21 protein-coding genes and 1 pseudogene are annotated in these 21,085 nt (G+C 43.4%); 6 read left to right on the top strand and 16 right to left on the bottom strand.

Annotated elements, in window-relative coordinates; translation table 11 throughout:
• Positions 1-94: 94 nt before the first annotated feature.
• Complete coding sequence (gene opuFB, locus AC3EBE_RS24470; protein WP_488597635.1) at positions 95-1,615, bottom strand: osmoprotectant update ABC transporter permease/substrate-binding subunit OpuFB; 1,521 nt, start codon at positions 1,613-1,615, stop codon at positions 95-97.
• Positions 1,612-2,562, bottom strand: coding sequence for an ABC transporter ATP-binding protein (locus AC3EBE_RS24465; RefSeq protein WP_488597634.1), 951 nt, complete (start codon positions 2,560-2,562; stop codon positions 1,612-1,614). Before AC3EBE_RS24465 ends, opuFB begins: the two co-directional genes overlap by 4 nt.
• A gap of 382 nt (positions 2,563-2,944) precedes the next feature.
• Here AC3EBE_RS24465 and AC3EBE_RS24460 point away from each other — a divergent pair.
• The 3 genes and pseudogenes from AC3EBE_RS24460 to AC3EBE_RS24450 form a co-directional block, all read left to right on the top strand.
• Positions 2,945-3,382: pseudogene (locus tag AC3EBE_RS24460) on the top strand (peroxiredoxin-like family protein); the annotation flags it as partial.
• Between the two features lie 457 nt (positions 3,383-3,839).
• Positions 3,840-4,010, top strand: coding sequence for a hypothetical protein (locus AC3EBE_RS24455; RefSeq protein ID WP_488597633.1), 171 nt, complete (start codon positions 3,840-3,842; stop codon positions 4,008-4,010).
• A gap of 134 nt (positions 4,011-4,144) precedes the next feature.
• Positions 4,145-5,014, top strand: coding sequence for an EamA family transporter (locus AC3EBE_RS24450; protein ID WP_488597632.1), 870 nt, complete (start codon positions 4,145-4,147; stop codon positions 5,012-5,014).
• A gap of 42 nt (positions 5,015-5,056) precedes the next feature.
• Here the strand turns inward: AC3EBE_RS24450 and AC3EBE_RS24445 are convergent, their stop codons facing one another.
• The 5 genes from AC3EBE_RS24445 to AC3EBE_RS24425 form a co-directional block, all read right to left on the bottom strand.
• Positions 5,057-5,848: a hypothetical protein gene (locus tag AC3EBE_RS24445; RefSeq protein ID WP_488597631.1), complete on the bottom strand. Its 792-nt coding sequence runs from the start codon at positions 5,846-5,848 to the stop codon at positions 5,057-5,059.
• Positions 5,835-6,386, bottom strand: a complete 552-nt coding sequence (locus AC3EBE_RS24440) for a sigma-70 family RNA polymerase sigma factor (RefSeq protein ID WP_488597630.1) — start codon at positions 6,384-6,386, stop codon at positions 5,835-5,837. Before AC3EBE_RS24440 ends, AC3EBE_RS24445 begins: the two co-directional genes overlap by 14 nt.
• A 96-nt stretch (positions 6,387-6,482) precedes the next feature.
• Positions 6,483-7,364 carry a D-alanyl-D-alanine carboxypeptidase family protein gene (locus AC3EBE_RS24435; protein WP_488597629.1) on the bottom strand — a complete coding sequence of 294 codons (882 nt, stop codon included), beginning with the start codon at positions 7,362-7,364 and terminating at the stop codon, positions 6,483-6,485.
• A 207-nt stretch (positions 7,365-7,571) separates the two neighbouring features.
• Positions 7,572-7,694, bottom strand: a complete 123-nt coding sequence (locus AC3EBE_RS24430; protein WP_488597628.1) for a hypothetical protein — start codon at positions 7,692-7,694, stop codon at positions 7,572-7,574.
• Positions 7,695-7,721: 27 nt separating this feature from the next.
• Complete coding sequence (locus AC3EBE_RS24425) at positions 7,722-7,850, bottom strand: hypothetical protein (protein WP_488597627.1); 129 nt, start codon at positions 7,848-7,850, stop codon at positions 7,722-7,724.
• A gap of 159 nt (positions 7,851-8,009) precedes the next feature.
• Between AC3EBE_RS24425 and AC3EBE_RS24420 the strand changes: the two genes are divergently transcribed.
• On the top strand, positions 8,010-8,327 hold the full coding sequence (locus tag AC3EBE_RS24420; protein ID WP_488597626.1) for a BC1872 family protein: 318 nt from the start codon (positions 8,010-8,012) through the stop codon (positions 8,325-8,327).
• Between the two features lie 48 nt (positions 8,328-8,375).
• Here AC3EBE_RS24420 and cydS read toward each other — a convergent pair whose 3' ends face one another.
• The 3 genes from cydS to AC3EBE_RS24405 are packed head-to-tail and all read right to left on the bottom strand — an operon-like array spanning position 8,376 to position 10,863.
• Positions 8,376-8,483 (bottom strand): cytochrome bd oxidase small subunit CydS family protein, encoded by a 108-nt coding sequence (gene cydS, locus AC3EBE_RS24415; protein WP_488597625.1) that lies wholly within the window; start codon positions 8,481-8,483, stop codon positions 8,376-8,378.
• A gap of 11 nt (positions 8,484-8,494) precedes the next feature.
• Positions 8,495-9,520, bottom strand: a complete 1,026-nt coding sequence (locus tag AC3EBE_RS24410; RefSeq protein WP_488597624.1) for a cytochrome d ubiquinol oxidase subunit II — start codon at positions 9,518-9,520, stop codon at positions 8,495-8,497.
• Entirely contained in the window at positions 9,517-10,863 is a 1,347-nt protein-coding gene (locus AC3EBE_RS24405; RefSeq protein ID WP_488597623.1) for a cytochrome ubiquinol oxidase subunit I, read from the bottom strand. Before AC3EBE_RS24405 ends, AC3EBE_RS24410 begins: the two co-directional genes overlap by 4 nt.
• A 376-nt stretch (positions 10,864-11,239) precedes the next feature.
• On the opposite strand from AC3EBE_RS24405, the gene AC3EBE_RS24400 reads away from it, so the two are divergent.
• Positions 11,240-13,201 (top strand): alkaline phosphatase family protein, encoded by a 1,962-nt coding sequence (locus AC3EBE_RS24400; RefSeq protein ID WP_488597622.1) that lies wholly within the window; start codon positions 11,240-11,242, stop codon positions 13,199-13,201.
• A gap of 45 nt (positions 13,202-13,246) precedes the next feature.
• On the opposite strand, the gene AC3EBE_RS24395 is transcribed toward AC3EBE_RS24400, so the two are convergent.
• From AC3EBE_RS24395 to AC3EBE_RS24370, 6 genes are all read right to left on the bottom strand, one after another.
• Positions 13,247-13,900, bottom strand: coding sequence for a phosphatase PAP2 family protein (locus tag AC3EBE_RS24395; protein WP_488597621.1), 654 nt, complete (start codon positions 13,898-13,900; stop codon positions 13,247-13,249).
• A gap of 622 nt (positions 13,901-14,522) precedes the next feature.
• Entirely contained in the window at positions 14,523-15,848 is a 1,326-nt protein-coding gene (locus AC3EBE_RS24390) for a UDP-glucose dehydrogenase family protein (RefSeq protein WP_488597620.1), read from the bottom strand.
• Positions 15,845-16,753, bottom strand: coding sequence for a UTP--glucose-1-phosphate uridylyltransferase GalU (gene galU / locus AC3EBE_RS24385; protein WP_488597619.1), 909 nt, complete (start codon positions 16,751-16,753; stop codon positions 15,845-15,847). The genes AC3EBE_RS24390 and galU overlap by 4 nt, the downstream gene beginning before the upstream one ends.
• Before the next feature lie 247 nt (positions 16,754-17,000).
• On the bottom strand, positions 17,001-17,777 hold the full coding sequence (locus AC3EBE_RS24380; protein WP_488597618.1) for a HipA family kinase: 777 nt from the start codon (positions 17,775-17,777) through the stop codon (positions 17,001-17,003).
• Positions 17,774-18,880 (bottom strand): glycosyltransferase family 4 protein, encoded by a 1,107-nt coding sequence (locus AC3EBE_RS24375; RefSeq protein WP_488597617.1) that lies wholly within the window; start codon positions 18,878-18,880, stop codon positions 17,774-17,776. The genes AC3EBE_RS24380 and AC3EBE_RS24375 overlap by 4 nt, the downstream gene beginning before the upstream one ends.
• A gap of 44 nt (positions 18,881-18,924) precedes the next feature.
• Positions 18,925-19,947 carry a BUD32 family EKC/KEOPS complex subunit gene (locus AC3EBE_RS24370; RefSeq protein WP_488597616.1) on the bottom strand — a complete coding sequence of 341 codons (1,023 nt, stop codon included), beginning with the start codon at positions 19,945-19,947 and terminating at the stop codon, positions 18,925-18,927.
• Between the two features lie 205 nt (positions 19,948-20,152).
• Between AC3EBE_RS24370 and AC3EBE_RS24365 the strand changes: the two genes are divergently transcribed.
• On the top strand, positions 20,153-20,941 hold the full coding sequence (locus AC3EBE_RS24365) for a hypothetical protein (protein WP_488597615.1): 789 nt from the start codon (positions 20,153-20,155) through the stop codon (positions 20,939-20,941).
• Positions 20,942-21,085: the final 144 nt, after the last annotated feature.

Raw genomic sequence — 21,085 nt, 5'->3', positions numbered from 1 at the left:
GCCATTGAATTAAACCTTGGTAACCTAACCGCACATTTTATTCATTTAGTTCCAAGCTGGAACCCCATCGCACCCGACAGTACTATTAGGCAGTTTAATCCTCTATCAATCCAGCTCCAATCAAATAGTCCCTAGCCGTCTCTTCCGCAGTTTTGCCTTCAACATTCACCTGGTAGTTCATTCTTCGCATCTCATCATCACTGATTTTACCGGCCAGCTTGTTGAGTGCCTGAACGATTTCCGGATACTTATCTGCGGTTTCTTCCCGTAAAAGAGGCGCGCCCTGATATGGCGGGAATAAGTTCTTGTCATCTTCAAGTACCACCAGGTTATATACTTGCAGCTCACTGTCAGTCGAGTATGCATCTACAAGATTGATCTTGCCGCTCTCGATTGCGCCATACCTTAGTTTCGGCTCCATTGTAACCAGGCTCGGGAGATTTATGCCGTATAGCTTCTGTATCCCTTTGTAGCCATCCTCCCTGTCTGAAAATTCCAGAGTGAATCCAGCCTTTAATAGTGGTTCAATTTGTATCAAATCTGAGATAGAGGCAAGATTGTGTTCTTTTGCCAGTTTTTCCGGAACAGCCAAAGCATACGTGTTGTTATAGGACATCGGCTTGAGCATTTCCATGCCAAACTTCTCTTTCATCCCGTCTTTTGCCTGATTGTACACTTCTTCCCTATCCGTGCTTGCCGGTGCTTCTTTGATGAATTCCGATATCGCCGTCCCCGTAAATTCCGGATAGATATCAATATTTCCATTTTTCAGCGCACTGAAAACGAAAGATGTTTTACCAAGGCCCGGTTTAAGCTGAACAGAATGATCGGTTTCTTCCTCTATTAAAAGTTTATACATATTAATAAGGATTTCTGGCTCTGCTCCCATTTTCCCCGCTATGACAACCTCTTCTTCACCTCTGTCCCCTAAAAGCGGAACGGCCATCATGAGACCGATGACTGCAGCTACTGTCCCCATCAAAATCAGGGATTTTTTAAAAGAAACCCGTTCGAACCTTCTGAGCAGGAAGTCAAAGAATATCGCAAGCAAAGCTGCTGGCACCGCACCAAGAACGATTAAAGAAGTATTATTCCGGTCGATCCCCAAAAGGATTAGATCACCTAATCCCCCTGCACCGATAAGGGCAGCAAGTGTGGCTGTTCCGATTATGAGAACCATGGCAGTCCGTATTCCCGCCATAATCACCGGCATGGCCAGCGGAAGTTCAACCTTCATTAAGCGGCGTGAACTGTTCATCCCCATTGCCTTAGCAGCTTCAATTAATGATGGGTCGACCTCATTGATTCCTGTGTATGTATTTCTTAATATCGGCAGCAGTGCATAAATAACAAGCGCAATGATGGCAGGTATCTTTCCAATCCCGAAAATCGGAATCAATAATCCTAGCAGTGCCAAGGATGGGATTGTTTGCAAAACCGCTGTGACACCTATTATCGCTTCTGCAATCCGCTTTTTTCTTGTCAAAAAAATCCCGAGCGGTATTGCGATCAGCACCGAAAAAAACAGTGCGATAAAAGAAATTTGCATATGCTCCAATAACGCACGAATTAAATCATCTTTTCTTTCAAATAAGGCAGAATTCCAGCCGCTCATTGATTAACCTCCATTTCCGTGGATATAATCCGGAAATATCCCTGGCGATCGATCGTTCCAAGCAGCTCTCCGTTTTCTTCCACAGCCACTGCGTCATGCTCACTCAGTAAGGAAATCAACTTTGCCATTTGCGGAACTGCTCCAATCCTGGGCAAACCATCCAGCTGTTCTCTGCCGTTGATTGGCAATATTGCAGCCCGAACATCTATCTTTCTTTCACCTGGAGACTCAACGCTGACAAAGTCACGGACAAAATCATTGACTGGTTCATTGCGCAATTCTTCAGGTGTGCCAATTTGTACAACCTCTCCATTTTGCATCAGGCAAATCCTGTCACCCAGCTTAAGGGCCTCGTTCATATCATGGGTAACGAAGACAATCGTCTTCTTAATCTTGGTCTGCAGCTGTAATATATCGTCCTGCAGCTTGCCTCTGCTGATTGGGTCAAGTGCACTGAATGGCTCATCCATCAAAATGATTGGGGGATTGGCTGCAAGTGCCCTCGCAACCCCGACTCTTTGCTGCTGGCCTCCTGATAATTCATGCGGCTTTCTTTTTCGGTACGTTTCAGGCTCAAGCCCCACCATATTCAACAATTCATCAATTCTCTCACTGATTTTTTTAGATTCCCATTTTTTCAATTCTGGTACTACGGCAATATTCTCTTCAATGGTCATATGGGGAAATAAAGCGATATTCTGGAGGACATAGCCAATATCCCAGCGAAGTTCATGAATATTGTACTCATTAATCTCTTTGTCTTTGATTTTGATCGACCCTTCGGAAATAGGAACCATCCGATTGATCATTTTTAATGTTGTTGTTTTGCCAGAGCCGCTAGGCCCAATCAGTACAAAGAATTCTCCTTCATTGATATGCAGACTTAAATCCTTGACCGCATATGTGCCGTCTAGATATTTTTTTGTGACATTTTCAAAGCCGATCATTCCATCACCCCAAGTATCTACTTCTATAAAAACAAACAGATTCCTACTTTTATTGTTAACACATGAAGACTTTCTTATTTTCACAAAGCAATAAATGACTTGGAAAACATTAACTTCTAATTTTAAAAAACACTTAACTCTTTACCCTCTTCTAGGATTTTTACTCTTCGACTGTGAAAGATAACCAGCATAGAGTGCTCTTACTTTATCAACCTGGAAAATACTTATATGATAGGTACTATCAACTTAAAAGGTGGGAATTTAATTGGAATATATATTGGAAACAACTGATTCCGATAAAACCATTACTCTAAATGCAGTGATTGCTGGCCAGTATACGATGGTTGTGTTCGTCCGTCATCTTGGCTGACCGGTTTGCAGAGAGTATCTTGCGCAGTTGCGCGAGCGAATAACCGAAATAGAAGCGAGTGGTTTTCAGGTTATAGCCATCGCCCCTTCCAAAGGAACGTTCATCCAGCAGTTTCTTGAACAGTTTGGGCCTTTCCCTTTTCCGATTCTCGGTGACCCTTCACGCGAAGCATATAAGGGCATGGGCCATGTAACAATGGCAAAATGGAAGCTGTTGACTAAAGCTGGGATTGGGTTTATCACCGGCCAGGTGAAAAATTTCATACCTCAGGATGAGAAGCAAAAAGAATTTGTGATGAAATCGATGAAAACGCAGGATGTTTATATCCAGGGAGGAACCTGGCTTTTCTCACCTCAAGGAAAAATTTTGTGGAAGCATATCGACCAGTCACCTGAGGACCATGCAAAAATTGATGACGTGTTAAAAATGATGAATAAGGTGAAAATATAGGCAGCTGATAAGAGCTGCTTTTTTCTTGCTCCAAAACAATACAAATTCGAAGCTGCTCTTTGAGTAAACCCAAAACGTTTACAGGAACGGCTGCCGGGTAAGAAATAGGTAACCCATCTGTTGAATTTTTACTAATATAGCTCTGTTATTGCACACTGTTGCTCTTCGTTCCAGGCGCGTAGACTCCTCCGAAAATGCTAACGCATTTCCATCGTGCGTGCGCCCATTCAAGGAAGCTTTTCAGAGTCCTGCGGGCGCAGCTGGACAGATGAGACCTAGGTAGAAATGGCCCGAAAAGAAGGGGCCAATTTACCCCGCAGGAGCAAAGCGACGAGGAGGCTCAGCGCCAGCCCCGCGGAAAGCGAAGCGCCTGGAACGGAAATCAACAGACTCATATTTAGCAGAAACATTAATAATAAAGATAAAGACTAAAGATGTTACATGAAAGGAGACTATTATGGATAAAAAATTACTATTCGCAATCCCATTGTCACTGGCCATTTTAGGAGGCTGTTCAGCTGAAACAGACAAGGAGCAGGAACCCCCGGTTGAAGATACAAATAATGAAGTCGAAGATGAAAACTTCAAGCTGGATCAAGGAGAGTCAGACGGTGACGAGGAGAATTAGAATTATCCTAAAAAGGACATGGACCCGAACTCAATGGGGCCATGTCCTTTTTTGCTTTTTCAAATGAATATTCCCTGTCCACTTCTATAAACTAAACTATAAACTGTTTTACATAGAAATGGAGTTCACAAACAATGAGCATTATCCTAGCTCTGCTGGCAGCTTTATTTGCTTCGTTCACTGCCATTCTTGCAAAAATCGGAATCGAGAAGGTTGATTCAAATTTAGCAACAGCTGTCAGAACGATTGTTGTTGTCATCATGGCCTATCTAATGGTTGTCATCACCGGACAAACAGAAAATATCATGACGGTCTCTGCCCACTCATTGCTCTTTCTGATTTTATCGGGATTGACAACGGGATTATCATGGCTGTGCTTTTTCAAGGCAATCCAGATTGGTGATGTCTCAAAAGTGGTGCCGATTGATAAAGCAAGTGTGGTCCTGACGATTCTTTTATCCTTTATCATCCTCAAGGAGCCTGCCACGGCATTCGTTGTTTCAGGGGGCATTGTCATCTCGATTGGAACCTTTGTCCTGATCGGGAGAGATAAAAAGGAAAGCACACGCAAAAAAGTTTTCAATACAAAATCCTATATTTTTCTCGCCATCCTTTCAGCCGTCTTTGCTGCAATGACCAACATCCTAGCAAAGATCGGAATTGAAGATGTGGACTCAAATGTGGCTACATTTATCAGGACAGTTGTCATTATTATTTTTGCATGGGGAATCGTACTGTTTCAGGGAACGTTCAAAGACCTCAAAAAGATCTCAAGAAAATCTTATCTATTTTTGATATTATCAGGTGCTGCAACCGGCTTATCCTGGTTATGTTATTTCGCCGCGCTGGCCATCGGCAATGTAAGTGTTGTTAATCCTATTGATAAGTTCAGCGTAGTTGTAACGATGATCCTAAGCTTCATTATTTTAAAAGAGAAACCAACAAAGTCTACGGTTGCCGGTGCAATTCTTATTACCGTTGGGACTGGCCTGCTGATTTTATAAGATAGAAACACCTGCTGATGAGACAGCAGGTGTTCTTTGTCTTTATTTTTCCAGCTGGGAATCCACTTCCCTGGAGGCCTCTATTAATCTTTCCAGCGGCAATGCACTCGCTAAAATCAACACCATGTCATTCTTTTTCCAAACTATATAGTTTGTCATACTGTTATCAGTGAATTTGTAAGTAAGAATATCTGCGCTTACTCCGTTAATATCAATGCTTTCTTTAATGATTGGCTCCATGCTTCCGCCTTCGAACTGCGGAAGATTGATTGCATGTGGCACGATATTCAAGATGACTCTCTCATTGTTGATTTCTCCAAAAGCATTTATTTCAAACTGATGATCCCCGTATTTATCCACTTTCACATAATGTGTGTTAGGTAAATGCGGCACTGAAAAACCCAAATAGCTATGCAATTCTTTTGTATAACCTTCAAAAGTCTTAACTTCCACATTTCCAGCATTAAACGGTCCTTCATCTCCAAACCCAAACTGGGACCCAATTGATTTATGCTCTTCAGGTTCATGCTTTGACAAATCATTATAGGAGGCTGAAAAGATAAAGCTTAAGCCAGGCACTTTAGTTAACACTTGTGCCATAGCAGGTGAAGCAAATCCCGAACCTATGATGCCTCCAGCAAGTATTACTGATGCAGATGCAACTTGAAGCCTGTTGTATTTCCGCTTTGCCAATGGCTGTCTAACTGAGGCTGGGTAATCTGGCAGCGCAGCTAAAGTTTGGTCTAAGCCTGCGGTAAATGAAACAGGCACTGGCAGGTTTCTCTTACCTTCAGCATATTTATGTAACTCTTTCTCTAATTCAGCGTTTTTCATATTCCATCATCACCCCTTGTTGAATGTCAGTGGTTAACCATTTTTCTAACTTCTTTCTTGCTCTGCTCAGTCTGGATTTAACCGTCCCCTCCGGCTGCTCAATAATACTGGCTATTTCCTTCACTGATAAATCCTGGATATAAAAGAGCGTGATCACGATTCGATAATCTTGTTCCAATGTCAGGATTCCTTCTTGAAGATCCATTTTTTCTTCATTACTATAATCCTTATACTGGGGCTTTAACTCCAAGGATTGAATTGGCACGACTTTGTTTCTTTCCCTTAATAATCGAGTACACTCCCGTATCAGAATGCGAGTTATCCACGTTTTGAAGTATTCTGGCTGCTTTAAACTCCGAATCGAAAGATAGGCCTTTAAAACACTTTCTTGCGCAGCATCCAAACAATCACTTTCCGATTTCATGATGGCTGATGCAATCCGATATAAGTCCGGTTCTATTAGCTTAACAAGTCTGGTAAATGCTTCCTTGTCACCCGTTTGTGCTTTCAAGACGTCTTCTGCCATATCCTCACTCAAATCCCTCACTCCCTTTCCAATCATTCATTTCAGCTATTAGAGTGGATAACTGCCATGATCGGTTCCACATTTTAAAACTTTTTTTACATTCTTTTGCTACTCTGTTAAAGAGAAGCCTTTATTCAATAAATGTATTGAATCCTTCCAAATCTCTTCCTTTGAGGAGTCAAATACTATGGCCAACAGTTCTGTATCTTTTCTCTTGGCAGATGAAACCAAACAATATCCAGCCTCATCTGTAAATCCAGTCTTTATTCCATTTGCGCCTTCAAAAAAATAAGGGCTAGCAGGATCTAACAGTTTATTTGTATTTTGGTAAGTTACTTTCTCGTCTGAGAAGCTGTGGATACTCACAATTTCTTTAAACTCTTCTTTCTTCATTGCATGCTTTGCTAACAGGGCCATATCTTCAGCTGTGGAATAATGATCAGGATGATGCAGTCCATTAGGATTAACAAAATGGGAATCAGCCGCACCTAAAGCCTTTGCCTTTTCATTCATTTTTGAAACGAATATCCTTATCGCCTCTTCTTCAGCGAGTGTATGGTTCCCTGTCATTTTCCTGACAATGTGTACGGCAACTGTCCGTGCTGCATCATTTCCGGAAGCAAGCAGCAGTCCACCTAATAATTCTCTTAACGTTAGGCTTTGTCCTTCCGCGAGCCACGCGGTACTTTCGCCTTCCGTTTTCATTTTTGCTTCTCTCCCTACTGTCACTGTTTCATCTAAATCTCCATTTTCAATCGCCAATACAGCAGTTAGTATCTTTGTGGTACTTGCAGGATACATTTTTTCATTTTCATTCTTCGATAGAAGAATTCTTCCTGAATCCATATCCAGCAATAACGCCGCATCCCCATTTAATGTACTGACGGCATCTCCTGTTTCCTTAGGGAGCATGATTCCGATGACTTTGTTTCCTATCAATAAAAATGGGAACATCAGCAAAACGATTACCGCTTTCTTTATTTTGAGCATTGAGCTCACCTCCTGAAAGACTTGATTTCCTCTTTTTAAGGTCATGTTCCTAAAAGTGTTAACACTTAATTAGAGAGGATAATACCGCCTCTGGTTCCCACATTTATCAATTTTCCACATAAAAAAACGATGCTTCCATTGAAGCACCGCTTTAGAGTTTGATAAGGCTGCAGCCCTTATAAAAAACTGCTGCTGCGGCCATTATTTTCACTTATTTCTCATATCAGCCTTTGTCATTTCACTGCGGATATTAACATCCTTAGAGGCATTTCCTTGCTTATTATTAGGATATTTATTTTTGCGTTCACGATTGTCATTGCGATTTGTCATGGCCCTAGTCCTCCCTTTATCAATTAATTACTTCTTACGATTCTTGCCAGCGTTGATATCCTGGTCGTTGCCAAGCTCACCATTGGTTCTGCCTTTTTCTTTGACGATTTTGCCTCCCAGACGGACGTTAGGAACACTGACTTGTTTATCACTCATATTTGTCACCTCCCTTTTTAAGATGCTCATTTATAAAAACAAATTTCCATGGTAATTCATTTAGTTGTTGTCATCAGTTTCTGTTATATATTATAATCTAAATAATAAATCTGTTATACAACAATCCTGTTAAATAAATCTGATTAAGGAGAGGTTAAAATGAATAAAACTGATTCAATTGCACGAAGGATTCTTGGCTGGAAATTGAACAGGTGGGACAGATGGTACGACTATGAAAAAGGCGTCTTTATTTACGACTTCCAGCCTGAGCAGAGACTTAGCCATGCGATGATGGTTGTTGAAAGGCTTGAGGAATTAGGATTCCAATTCAAATCTTCTGGGGATGCCGAAGTATGGTTCAATGATGTGCGGGCAACAGGTGAAACACTCGCTGAAGCTATAACAAATGCTGCCTACACTCTGATTGAAAATACTTCTTTCGTGAACACCGCAAATCTCTGGCGAAGATTGTGCTAGAGACAAAAAAAGCTGTAAAACCACTCCTGGTTTTACAGCTTTTAATATTTATTCCCGGTCCCTTACTGGACGATCCTTTCCTGCCAGCCAGAATGCAGCTGCAATGGATCCGAAGATGACAAGGAATGGCGCGTAGAACATAGTAAATTCAGCCATGGTTTTCCCTCCTATGCATGGTCATTCCTCTTGCCCTGTACATAATCTTTGTTGAACAGGAATAGCTTCAGCAGCAGATACAAGGACGGGAGCAAGAGCCCCAGCCCGGCAATGAATGCGATGATGAGCGCGATGGCCATGGCTTCATTCGTAAAGCTGTCGTAAATCGTCAAATGCGGATACAACAGGTATGGATAATGTGAAACCCCATAGGCGAAGAAGGCGATAATGAATTGGCCAACTAACAATCCAAAAGCAACACCATAGGCTTTTCTTTTACCAATAAGATAAACGGTACCTGCAAACAGAAGAAATGAGATGGCAAACAGCCACCACAAATCCACCAGGCTGCTATAATGCTGTGGGTTATGGTCTTTCAACTCTATGATGATTCCGGTGGCGGCGACAATCGCCGGTACAGACCAGATCAGCGCGTATTTACGCAGCAGTTCAGCAGCCGGTTCATCCTGCGCCTTGTTGGCATACCAGGTTAAAAAGACAGCCGAAATATACAGGACCGCCGCCAGACTAAGAACGACGATGCTCCACGTAAGCGGACTCGTGAATAACGCCAGATAATCAAGGTCGATTCCTGATGCGGTCTCGTTCACAAAACCGCCCTCCGAAATCGTCAATACAATGGATAACGAAGCAGGGATGAATAGACCTGACAATCCATAAAGATATGTGTACCGCTTATGTTCGAGCCCTCCATAGGTGGTAAAAGCATAATAGGCACCCCGGATGGAAAGCAGGATGATCGCGATACTTGCTGGCACCAGCAAGATCGTTCCATAATAGTAGGCGGTTTTCGGGAAAAATCCGACCATCCCTACAAAGAAGAAGACAAGGAAAACATTTGTGACTTCCCAAACAGGAGAAAGATAGCGCTGAATGATCCTTGTTAGAATGTGCTGCTTGCCCCTGAATAAACTGTAGGCATTGAAGAAACCTGCCCCAAAATCGATGGAAGCGACGATGACATAGCCAAACAGGAACAGCCAGAGAACCGAAATTCCAATAGTCTCTAATGTCATCGCACTTCACCCTCCCTCTCAAGCTCCCTGTCGGCGAGCTCCTGCTCCACTGGATTTTTGCGGAACATTCTTGTCAGGACGACGATGCTTCCAATCGCTAAAACAAGATACAATCCTGCAAACAGAAGGAGCATCATATCTACCTGGCCGCTTTTCGTTGCAGCTTCCTCTGTCCTCATTATGCCCCTGAGGATCCATGGCTGCCTTCCCACTTCAGCAAACCACCAGCCTAGCTCGATTGCGAGCATCGCCAGCGGACCGCCTAGAACAATAAGCCAGCGGAACCATCTCGTATGGATAAATCTCATTTTAAACCAGACGCCAAGTACATAGAGGAGCGATAATGCAGTTAACCACATGCCAATCGTGACCATGCTGTCGAATAAGTAATGGATATAAAGCGGCGGTATTTCATCCTCCTCGAATTCATTGAGGCCGATTACCTCCGCATTAGGATTACTGTGTGCCAGGATGCTGAGTGCGTAAGGGATTTTGATTGCATACTTCACTTCGCCGTCATCCAGCACCCCATAAAGCATTAATGGCGCACCCTCATGTGTTTCAAAATGCCACTCTGCAGCAGCAAGCTTTTCCGGCTGGTATTCCGCCAGATATTTTCCTGAAAAATCACCAATAACAGCTGCTGCGATTGAAAATACAAGTCCAATTTTCAATGTTAAAAACAAGGCCTTCTTATGATAGACATGATTCGAACCCTTAAGAAGCCGATAAGCGCCGATCGATGCCAATATAAAAGCGGACGTCATATAAGCAGTTGCCAGCACGTGGGCTACCTTAGTCGGCATCGCAGGATTAAACATCGCCAGGACCGGATTAATATTAACAAGCTGCCCATCAACAAGATCAAAGCCTTGCGGAGCATTCATAAAGGCATTGACAATCGTTATGAACACTGCTGAAAAAGAAGCCCCGATTGCCACCGGGATCAAGAGGAGCAAATGTTTTTTCTGATTCTCAAATCGATCCCATGTGTACAAATAGATTCCTAAGAAAATGGCTTCAAAGAAAAATGCGAAGGTTTCCATGAATAACGGGAGCGCAATGACATTTCCCGCCAGCTCCATGAAGTTAGGCCACAGCAGGGACAGCTGCAGGCCGATTGCAGTACCTGTGACCACTCCGACCGCTACAGTTATGACAAAGCCGCGCGTCCACCTTCGTGCCATTAAAATGTAGTGCTCATCGTTCTTTTTGATACCTACCCATTGGGCGATCATGATCATAAGCGGAATACCTACACCAATCGTAGCGTAAATGATATGGAACGATAACGTCAGCTCGGTTAATACCCGGCTGAAAAAGACTGATTCTTCATTTCCCATTGCTCATTCCCCTTTTCTAACCGGCAAATATACGGCCAATGAAAGACAGACCCATAATTGCAGCAACAATAAAGGCCAGCCACATCAGCATTCTTTCCTGCTTCTTATACATACACTCACCTCTTATTACTTGCTCAATTAATCACAAGATGGACTGTCTTTTACATTTATAACAATAAATTGTGAGAGAAATATGATATGTATTTGTCTTTATTTCTACTTATTCCCCTATGCACTCAAGTTAAAACGAATGACCCTTCATTGTAACAATTCCGTCAATTATATTTACAGGAATAGCCAGGTTAAAAAAAGTTTTAACCGCTAAAAAACCAGGTAAAACAAACTAGAGAAAAATAGACGATTAAAGGGAGATTTTATGACAGCAAGAATTTTCACAGCGCTTATATTCATGATATTAATTTTTACAAGTACATTTCAGTCAGCCGCTTTCGCAAAGAGCGATCACCAAGTGGTCCTCATTTCCTTTGACGGGATGAGAAATGACCTGACAAGAAAATATATGAAGGATGGAAAGCTGCCCAATATCGAAAAGGCCGTAAAGGAAGGCAGCATGGCAAAATATGCGACCACGGTCAGCCCCTCACTTACAGCTCCATCACATGCAGCAATAGCGACCGGGGCACCGCCGCTAAAAACCTCAATCGTTAGCAATGTGTGGCAGGAGCCTGACAAAGCATTGACGAATAAGCAGGACGCTTTTTTAAGTGAGCTTGACGTAGATCCATTGTGGGTCGAGGCAAGAAAACAAGGCAAAACAACTGCGACAGTAGCTTTTGCCGGTGCGAATCCGAAAACTGGCAAACAGGGTGACTACAGCATCTATTACGGGAAAACGTGGTCCCCCAGCAAGGAAGAAAAGCTGACCTTCACCAATGCTGTTAACTGGAAAGACACCCCTCAGAGCTATAGTCCTCTAAAGGAAACTTCCTTCCAATTAAAAGTTAAAGATGGCAAAGACAGGACCCTGTATGTACTAGCCTATGACTCCTCCAACGACCAGAAGGAAAATTACAATCACTTTGTGATTTCTGAGAGCAAACAGCTTGAGGAGGGAGTGGCTGGAGTTAAACGAACTGAATGGGGATCCCTTAGCCTAAATGTGAAAAATAATCAGGCTGCAGGCTTCTGGTTCAGGTTTGCATCCGGCGATCAAACCCTGAAACAGGAGACGAAACTATACAGGACAGCGGTCACCTCTGCGGAAATTGATGGCCCAAAAGGTTTCAGCCAAACCATTCGAGAAAAATTCGGCTTTTTCCCAGCCCAGGATGATGATAGTGCCCTTGAGAAAGGCTGGATTAGCCGACAAGAATACGAAGAGATCTCAGAGCGTTTCGCGAATTGGGTGACAGACGTATCTCTGTTCATCAAGAACGAATACGAACCGGACCTCCTGATGTTCTACGCTCCGCAAATCGATCACCAGGAGCATTTGTACCTCCTGGCAGATCCGCGCCAGCCCGGCTACACGGCTGAAAAATCAAAGCGTTATATGAAAAATATCGAATGGGCGTATAAGACAGCAGATAACATTGTCGGAAAAACGGTGAGCTCATTGGAGAAAAACGAAAACCTATTCATCGTGTCTGACCATGGGATGGAGCCTGCCCACTCCACTCTCGAGCCAAATAAAATCTTGAAAGACAAAGGCCTCATTGTTGCAACTCCAGAGGGCAAGGTAGATATAAAAAAATCCAAAGTAATTGCCATCCCAAGCGGATCGGCGGCACATATTTATATCAACCTCCAATCACGGGAAAAATACGGTGTTGTCCCAGAAAGCGAGTATGAAGAAGTCAGGGAAGAAATTATCAGTGCCTTCAAGGAAGTGAAAGTGGAAAGGAATGTAAAAGGAAAAGTGGTTACCCACCACCTGAATGAAATGTGGAAAAGTATCTGGAATGAAGGGCTGTCCATGGGCTCCCTTGAAGAGAACACGAAAGAATTATACAGCCACGTATTCCGTACAGACAGCTATCCATACGAGGACATTAAGCGCCTGAGCCCAAAAGGCAAACCGGATATGAAGGACGACCATTCCGGTGATATACTGTTAATGGCTGCTCCAGGCTATATCATGGGTAATGGAATGTCAAAAGTGGTCAAGCCTGCAGCAGAGCTTGGGACTCACGGAGGCAGCCCCGAGCGTGAGAAGCTCAAAGCAACTTTTATCGCAATGGGACCGGACATCCCTCAAAAAGAAAAATTGAAGCCCATCTCGAACCTGGATATCGCCCCTACCGTGTACGATATTTTAGGGCTGGAAACTCCGAAATTCGTTGAAGGAAAAAGTATTAAAGAGATAACGGAAAAATAATGACAGCGCCTGCTATCTGGATAAAGATAGCAGGCGTTTCTTCATTTAGTCAGGCGCACCTTCCAGGGCTGGATAATGCCTTTCCTGATATCTTTGGAACACCCAGATGACGGTCGATATCCATAATCCGCTTGCAAGATAGCCCCCGATGACATCACTTGGATAATGGACACCTAAATAAATTCTGCTGGCGCCGATGGCAGCAATCATGAAACTGCTGATTAAAATAACCGCTGTCCTCCCTGAACTGGTTGAAACATGGCGCCATACTAAGAATGCAAGAATACCGTAAAACGAAAACGCATTCATCGCATGTCCGCTTGGAAAGCTATAACCGCCAATTTCGATCAGTCGGTGCATGTCGGGCCTTGCCCTTTCGAAGTACAATTTTAGAAGCCTGTTAAGGAGTGGAGTACTGAACACCACAGCTAAATAAATCAGAATTTCCAGCCTGTGCTTAAGCACTTTAAAAAGAAAAAACAAAACGAAAATAGAGAGGATGGCGATAAATCGAATAGTACCAATATAGGTGAAGAATTTCATGATTCTTGTGAGCCACCCAGCCTCTGTCCCCTGAATCAATGAAATGATGTAGCTGTCAAACCTTACAATCTGGTTGGCTCGTACGAGAAAAGACATCGCTATGAACCCTATCAAAGATACAAAGAACGCAGTCACCAGCTGCATATTGAACTTCATATAGCACCCCCCTCTGTTGTCCTTTATCGATGAAAGTTTACCCTTACTATTCCCTTTCGAAAATAAAAAAGAAGGACGAATTTGCCCTTCTTTGAAACAATGTATTGGGGAGAACTGAAATAGTTATGGAGAGGGCCTATTAGAACCACTTAGCGTCGTTTTTTCTTTTTGAATTGTCTTGAGAGCTTCTATTAAAGCCACTCAGCTTCGGATTTTCCGTTTGAATTGTCTTGAGAGCGCCTATTAGAACCACTCATTATCAATTTTCGCTTTTGAATTGTCTTGAGAGTGCCTATTAGAACCATTCATCATTAATTTTTGCTTTTGAATTGTCTTGAGAGTGCCTATTAGAACCATTCATCATCAATTTTCGCATTTGAATTGTCTTGAGAGTGCCTATTAGAATCACTCATCATCAATATTCGCTTTTGAATTGTCTTGAGAGCTCTTATTAAAACCACTTAGCTTGGTTTTTGCTTTTGACTTGTCTTGAGAATGCTTATTAGAACCACCCAGCTTCAATTTTTCCGTTTGAATTATCTTAAGAGGGGCTATTAGAACAACTCATCATTGCTTTTCGCTTTTGAGCTGTCTTAAGAGACCTTACCTGTCAAGGCACTCCTCAGCTTTCTTTTCCAATCACAATCCCTGGCCGCCCAACCGGGTAATATTCAATCCTCTCGCATGAATGGATTGCCTCTTCCAACAGGCAATTCCGCCCGTCGAAAACAATGGGCTGCTTCATGGTTTTCACCAAAGCTGCCAGATCAAGCTGCCTGAATTCCTTCCATTCTGTAACAATGAACAGTGCGTCAGCTCCTGATGCAGCTTCGAAGGCTGAAGCTGCATATTCGATACTATTGCCGATTACTTTAGTAGCATTCGCCGCTGCCACTGGGTCGTAACCTGTTACATTGGCTCCGAGCGCAATTAAAGCTTTTGCAATTTTAATCGATGGTGCTTCCCGCATGTCGTCTGTTTCTGGTTTGAAGGCGAGGCCAAGCATTGCAATCTTTAATCCAGTCAGCTTCCCGCCGAAATGCTGCAATGCTTTCTTCACAAGAAGCTCATGCTGCTGCTCATTAATCGCAATTGTTTCTTTTAGCAGTGAAAATGGAATTCCATGCTGCGAGGAGGTGTGGAGAAGTGCTTTTACATCCTTCGGAAAACAAGAGCCGCCATACCCGATTCCCGCTTTTAGAAACGCTTCTCCAATCCGTCTATCCAGCCCCATTCCGATTGAGACGTCTTCCACATCTGCCCCTGCTGCTTCACAAAGATTGGCGATTTCGTTGATAAAACTTATCTTCGTAGCCAGGAATGCATTTGCCGCATATTTAATCATTTCTGCACTTTTCACATCCGTAAGGACAAAAGGAACTCCGAGCGGCTGGTACATTCCCTTGATTTTTTCAGCGGCGTCAGCATGCTCCGCTCCGATGATAATCCTGTCTGCCATCATCGTATCCGTTATTGCTGATCCCTGCCGCAGGAATTCAGGATTGGAAACCATTTGAAAAGGGACCCTCCCCTTCAGCTCTGCCTCAAGCAAGCCCTTAATGTATTCATTTGTTCCAACGGGTACGGTGCTCTTGATCACCACAACTGTATCCTTCTCAATATGGATAGCCATATCCTTTATGGCTCGTTCCAGATAGGACAGATCCGCGCTGCCATCCTCACCCTGAGGAGTTCCGACAGCGATAATCACAATTTCTGCCTGGGACAAGCCTTTATAGTGGGATGTGGTAAAATCAAGGTTTCCTGCTTTCATGTTTCTAATCAGCAGCTCTTCAAGCCCTGGCTCATATATAGGTGAAATTCCTTGTTTGAGTGTTTCCACTTTCTTTTCATCAACATCGATGCAGACTACCTTGTGGCCAATCTCTGCGAGACAGACACCAGTGGACAGGCCGACATATCCTGTACCCAAGACGGCGATCCTCATGGCAATTCCTCCCCGTCCTGACTCTCGGCCTTTGCTTCAAGATAAACCTTTTCAAGGTATTCAAGCACGTTTTGCCTGATATCTTCCCTTTCCAATGCAAAGTCGATCGTTGCTTTGATGAACCCTATCTTGTCGCCAATGTCGTAGCGTCTTCCTTCAAAGTTATAAGCGAGTACAGCCTGCTTTTTATTCAATTCATTGATTGCATCAGTCAGCTGCAGCTCCCCGTTATGTCCGTAGGGCAGCTTTTCCAGAACTTCAAAAATCTCTGGCCTTAAGATATAGCGGCCCATGATGGCAAAGTTAGATGGGGCCTCTTGCTGAACAGGCTTTTCTACCAGGGAATCAATGTAAAACAAGTCTGGCTGAAGGCTTGCTCCCTTTGGTTTAATAATTCCATACTTACTTACAGCCTCTTCAGGTACAGGCTGGATCGCGACTACGGAGCTGTTGCAGTATTCGAACACATTGATGATCTGCTTTAGGCAAGGGGTTTCCGATAATACAATATCATCCCCGAGCAATACTGCGAAGGGCTCGTTGCCGATGAAGCTTTGTGCGCATAAAATGGCGTGTCCAAGGCCCAATGCTTCCTTTTGGCGGACATAGTATAAATTCGCCAGGCTTGAAATTTTCTGGACTTCTTCTAAAATAGCAATCTGATTCTTTTTTAATAATGCATCTTCCAATTCATAAGATTTATCGAAATGATCCTCAATTGACCGCTTCCCTCTGCCGATAATAATGATAATTTCCTCAATCCCGGAGGCTACTGCTTCCTCTACTATATATTGGATTGTCGGCTTATCCACTATCGGCAGCATTTCCTTTGCCTGTGCCTTTGTCGCCGGCAAGAACCGCGTTCCAAGCCCCGCTGCAGGGATTATCGCTTTTCGTACTTTCATATGCTGCCTCCCTCTTTGAATCCGATAATCTTGTATATTCAAATGGGCGAGCAGCGGTCACGTTGAAAGCCTATCAAACCTAAAATAGACTCTTGGATGCCATTGCTTAATAGATTCCAGCCTATGAAAAATACGATGCCTAGGCAGGTGATATAAATAGCCTTAAGACTTTATAGGTTATAAATCAAAATTAAAAAACAAGAATGACATCATTCTTGTTTTTCAGATTCTGCCCTCTGGCCCGGAATCACTTCAGTTTTTCTTGCATTGGCAAATATACTTTTTTGATATATCTGGCCATCAATTTGGGAAGCATTTTCGTCCGCCGTTTTAGCAGTGCTGTCACCATGGCCTTCCGTTCTTCCTTTGTGACCTGCCAATCCTCAGGAATCACAGCGACAATTTCTTCTAGCAGGAAAATCGGAATTGTTTGAATCAGCTCCAACGCTTCGGAAAACGCATCCTCTCTTTCGGTAAAAGAGGCCATGAACAGATGTGCTGCGCTTTTTCTGATGCCTGTCGGGATAGTTTCAAGCTTGTCGATTTGCCAATTATACGAGCCTAAGACCTCCGCATGGTCGATGATCCACATTTTATAAAAATTTTGATCAACACACTGAAAAAGGATATTTTTTCTCGTCCGGTCACGGTTTCCCATCCAATAGTCAAACAGGATAACAGCCGCCAGTGTCTCATTGTTAACGATACTGGTAATGCCAGAAACTTCATGTCCGTTTAGGCAGTCGGGAACATATAGGGAGGCAAATTGGTACTGTGTGACAATTACTCCTGAAAGCTCAGGGCTTTTCGCAATAAAGTCAGCCGGTATCTCTGCCAACTGTGAGAATGGCACCGGCAGTCCCAGATATCTTGCGAGGCAATAGGATAACCATTCGTTTGGCAAAGTCCTCTCGAAGCCTTCCTGAAAAAATTTAACGACATACTCTCTTCCATCGTCGAAGGCTATTAAATGGGCATTCGATTTGCCCTCCAGTTTTCTCCGATAAGCGACAGGCTGAATCATCTCTTGCCCGCCCCCTTCCGGTCACCATGAACAATTTCATAAAGCAAATCAATATATTGGTCGGCTACCACTTCAATCGCAAAATGCTGCTGTACATGCTGGCTTGACGTTCTTGACATCTGGTGATGAAGCTCTGGTGCATCAAGGATTGAATACAGTTTCTTTACCGCATCGTCGACATTTTGCCCTCGGAAGAGCATCCCGGTCTGCCCGGGTAAAACCAGCTCCGTGACTGGCTTCATATTAGAGGCTACTACCGGCACACCGCACGCCATCGATTCGATAAAAGTGTTGCCGAAGGACTCCGATTTCGTCGTGGCGAGTGTGCAGCCACCTGACTTTCGGATTTTGGCATAAACATGTGGCATTTGCTGATAGGGGATGACAGGAAACCATTTAACGATATCCTCAAGGTTCTCTTCCTGCCATTTTGCTGCGAAATCTTCACGCTGAACGCTCTGTGCGCCGCCAATCACCCAGAACTCTATATCATTTCGCTCTCGCTTTACCTTCTTTGCTATCTCCAAGAGCATGGGCCAGTTTTTCCGTTTATCCAGTCTTCCGATCCAGCCAATGATTTTCTTGCCCTCAGGAAGAACAGGAGCACTGCTGTAATCGATCAGTTTTTCCGGCAGCATTTTAAAAAAGGATGTATCGATTCCGTTATAGATGACTTCTACTGGTTCTGTCTCCGTCAAAATAGAGACAATCCGTTTTTGATAGTCAGATGGAACAATAATGGTTTCTGGTTTGATTCCCCTGAAACTTTTTATATGTGGCTGCAGTTTGATGATTTCCGGTGTCCGTGCCTCGATGATCACTGGTCCGGTGTATTTTGCCTTCAGGATCCATTTATAGGCAGCAGCAGTATCAACTACGATGATTGCGTCGTAATGATTTGATTTGATGATGTTGATAATCTTCTTTTCGTCCTTGGTTAAATAAACAGGAGCGATGTCCTCCATGATATGAAGTCCGCCATGATCAGTTGTATACAGGAATTCCGTATCAATTCCATGCTTTTTAAAATAAATCGAGCGATTCCGCCACCCGGCATTGACACCGCCGACTGTCAGAAGCCGCCAGATTACGAGTACTTTCATTCCGGTTACTCCTCGCTGAAATTTTGGCTCCTCCCCTTGTTTACTCACTTCTTCCGTTTCTTGCTTTTCTTCTTTTTCTTGTCCAGCCCTTCCAGGACTTTCTCCCAGGATGCATTGTCTATCTTCGGACTCTTTAATTCCTTTCCGGCTGCTTTAGTGAAGTAAGAAGACAAATCAATGTTCCCCTGCTTCCCTTTGCCATTCCTCTTTCTTCGTTCTTTAGGCAAAATCTTATTCTCTAACCGATCCCAGTGTTCATCAATTTTATCCATAACTTCATCAGGGTCAGCGCCGCGCGCGAGCATTGTCTTGACCCATTCTTCCTTGAAGACTTTGTGCATCATATTTTCCAGCTGGCTAAAATGAACCTTTTTATCTGAAACATTTAAAAGTTTTTCGCTTAGTTCACTGATTTTTGCCTTATCTGGTTTTTCCTCAAGCAATAAATGATAGATCTCACGCGAAATCTCTTCCATTTGGATATAGTACTTCCATTCCTCGTAAAGCTCTGGTTTCAGCTCCTCTACATGGGAAAGGAAGATTTTTTTATTTTTCTCCCCAAGGGAAGTGAGCAATTTTCTTGGATATGGATAGACGCGATCACGCCAGACAGCTCTTGCCACGTCAATGACCTTCAGGCTTCCGTCCGGCTGCAGGTAAATCTGCCTCTTATGATGGTCGATCCGGTCAAAGCCTATCTCCTTGAAGGTTACCAGCAGGTGGATCAGCTTTAGCGATAGTTCTTCAGTCAGCGGCTGTGACTGCAAATATTCTCTGACGTCCACACCTTTGATGATATCCATTGCAATATACAAATCTCCCTTTGCGTGCAGGCGCGGAAAAAGCTCTGATTTCTGGCCAAGAGACAGGGCATAGTATTCGCGCTCGCAGTCCTCCATATTGCCAAATACTTTTACGCATATATCCTCAGTGAATTTGAATACGGCACCCTGACGCCCTTTGCCTATCATCTCCAGGGGAGAATTATTGACAACATCGACATCCTCGTTCTCCAGATTGGTTACTTTGATTTCCTTCATGCACTTCTTTAAAAATTTTGTATCCACAACGTTCCTCCTTGCAGTCATGGTTTGCTAAAAAAACTGCTTTCTTATTTAATTAATTCCAGAAAAACAGAAAGCGTAAGGGCAGAAATCTAGTAAAGGAAAAATGTGTCCACTCTATGGGACATGTGCTTATAAGGTTACCAATGGCAGATGCTTTTTTTCTTGCTGGGTAGAAGGTAAAATGAAAGAGAAAGGAAGTGGACACATGGCGAGTTCAACTGCTGGCACAAAACAATCACATTTGACACAATACATTCCGCCAAAAGGCGTATACGAACAGTTCGAAGATGAAACCCAATATTTTGAAAAAGTGAAAGAATGGGGCCTGAGCGCCAAGAAGGAATTTTGGTACAAGGACAGATACCAGCACTGCCTGGTGGCTATCAAGGGTTTCGAAACCTTCGGTGAAACGGCTGAATACAACACACTTGTGGTTGAATTCCCGGATGGAAACCTGATGTGCATCCAGCCTGCCTATTTGAAAGAGATGCAGTCCTCAGGCTTCGGCAAGGAGCTCATTGAACAGAGCGAAGAAAGCTTAACTGCTAAACCAGAAGCTGCCACTAAAACTGAAAAGGTGCAAAGTTCAGTTCCTTCAGTTGAGGAAAAAGCAGAGAAACCAGCGAAGAAGGCGAAGGAAAAAAAGGAAAAGGCAGCTAAGTTGGTGCTGCCTGAAGATAAGGTCCATTTTACAGCCAAGGTGAAGCAATTTGCCTTTAGCTGGAACCATTTCAATGAGGATAATGATGAAGTGGTCGTGTTCGAGGATGTACGGATTGAGCAGGATGAACCGATCGAGGTCGGCCTTGCCTGGGGTTCACATAGCAAAACCTTGAAAAAGCTGGAGCTTGAACCTGGCCAGGAGCTGGAGTTCGATGGAAAAATCGTCAAGAAAAGCCTGCCCAAGGGCAAGGATGTTGAAGATGAAGCAATGCTGCTGGATGTATCGGTGGCCTATAAAATCAATAATCCATCTAAAATTGTTAAGAAGTAAAGTGATGCCTGACACTACCATTGAGCAAGTCAGATAGGCTTCAATGAATATTTGTATTCCTATAAGAGTAACCCTCCTGCTGGTCAGTTCTTTGCTGGTAACAAAATATTACTGATAATGTTTGCATTTCACTCAAATAACCGT

This window comes from Mesobacillus sp. (assembly GCF_057785455.1).
This window is presented reverse-complemented; position numbering and strand designations above follow the sequence as displayed.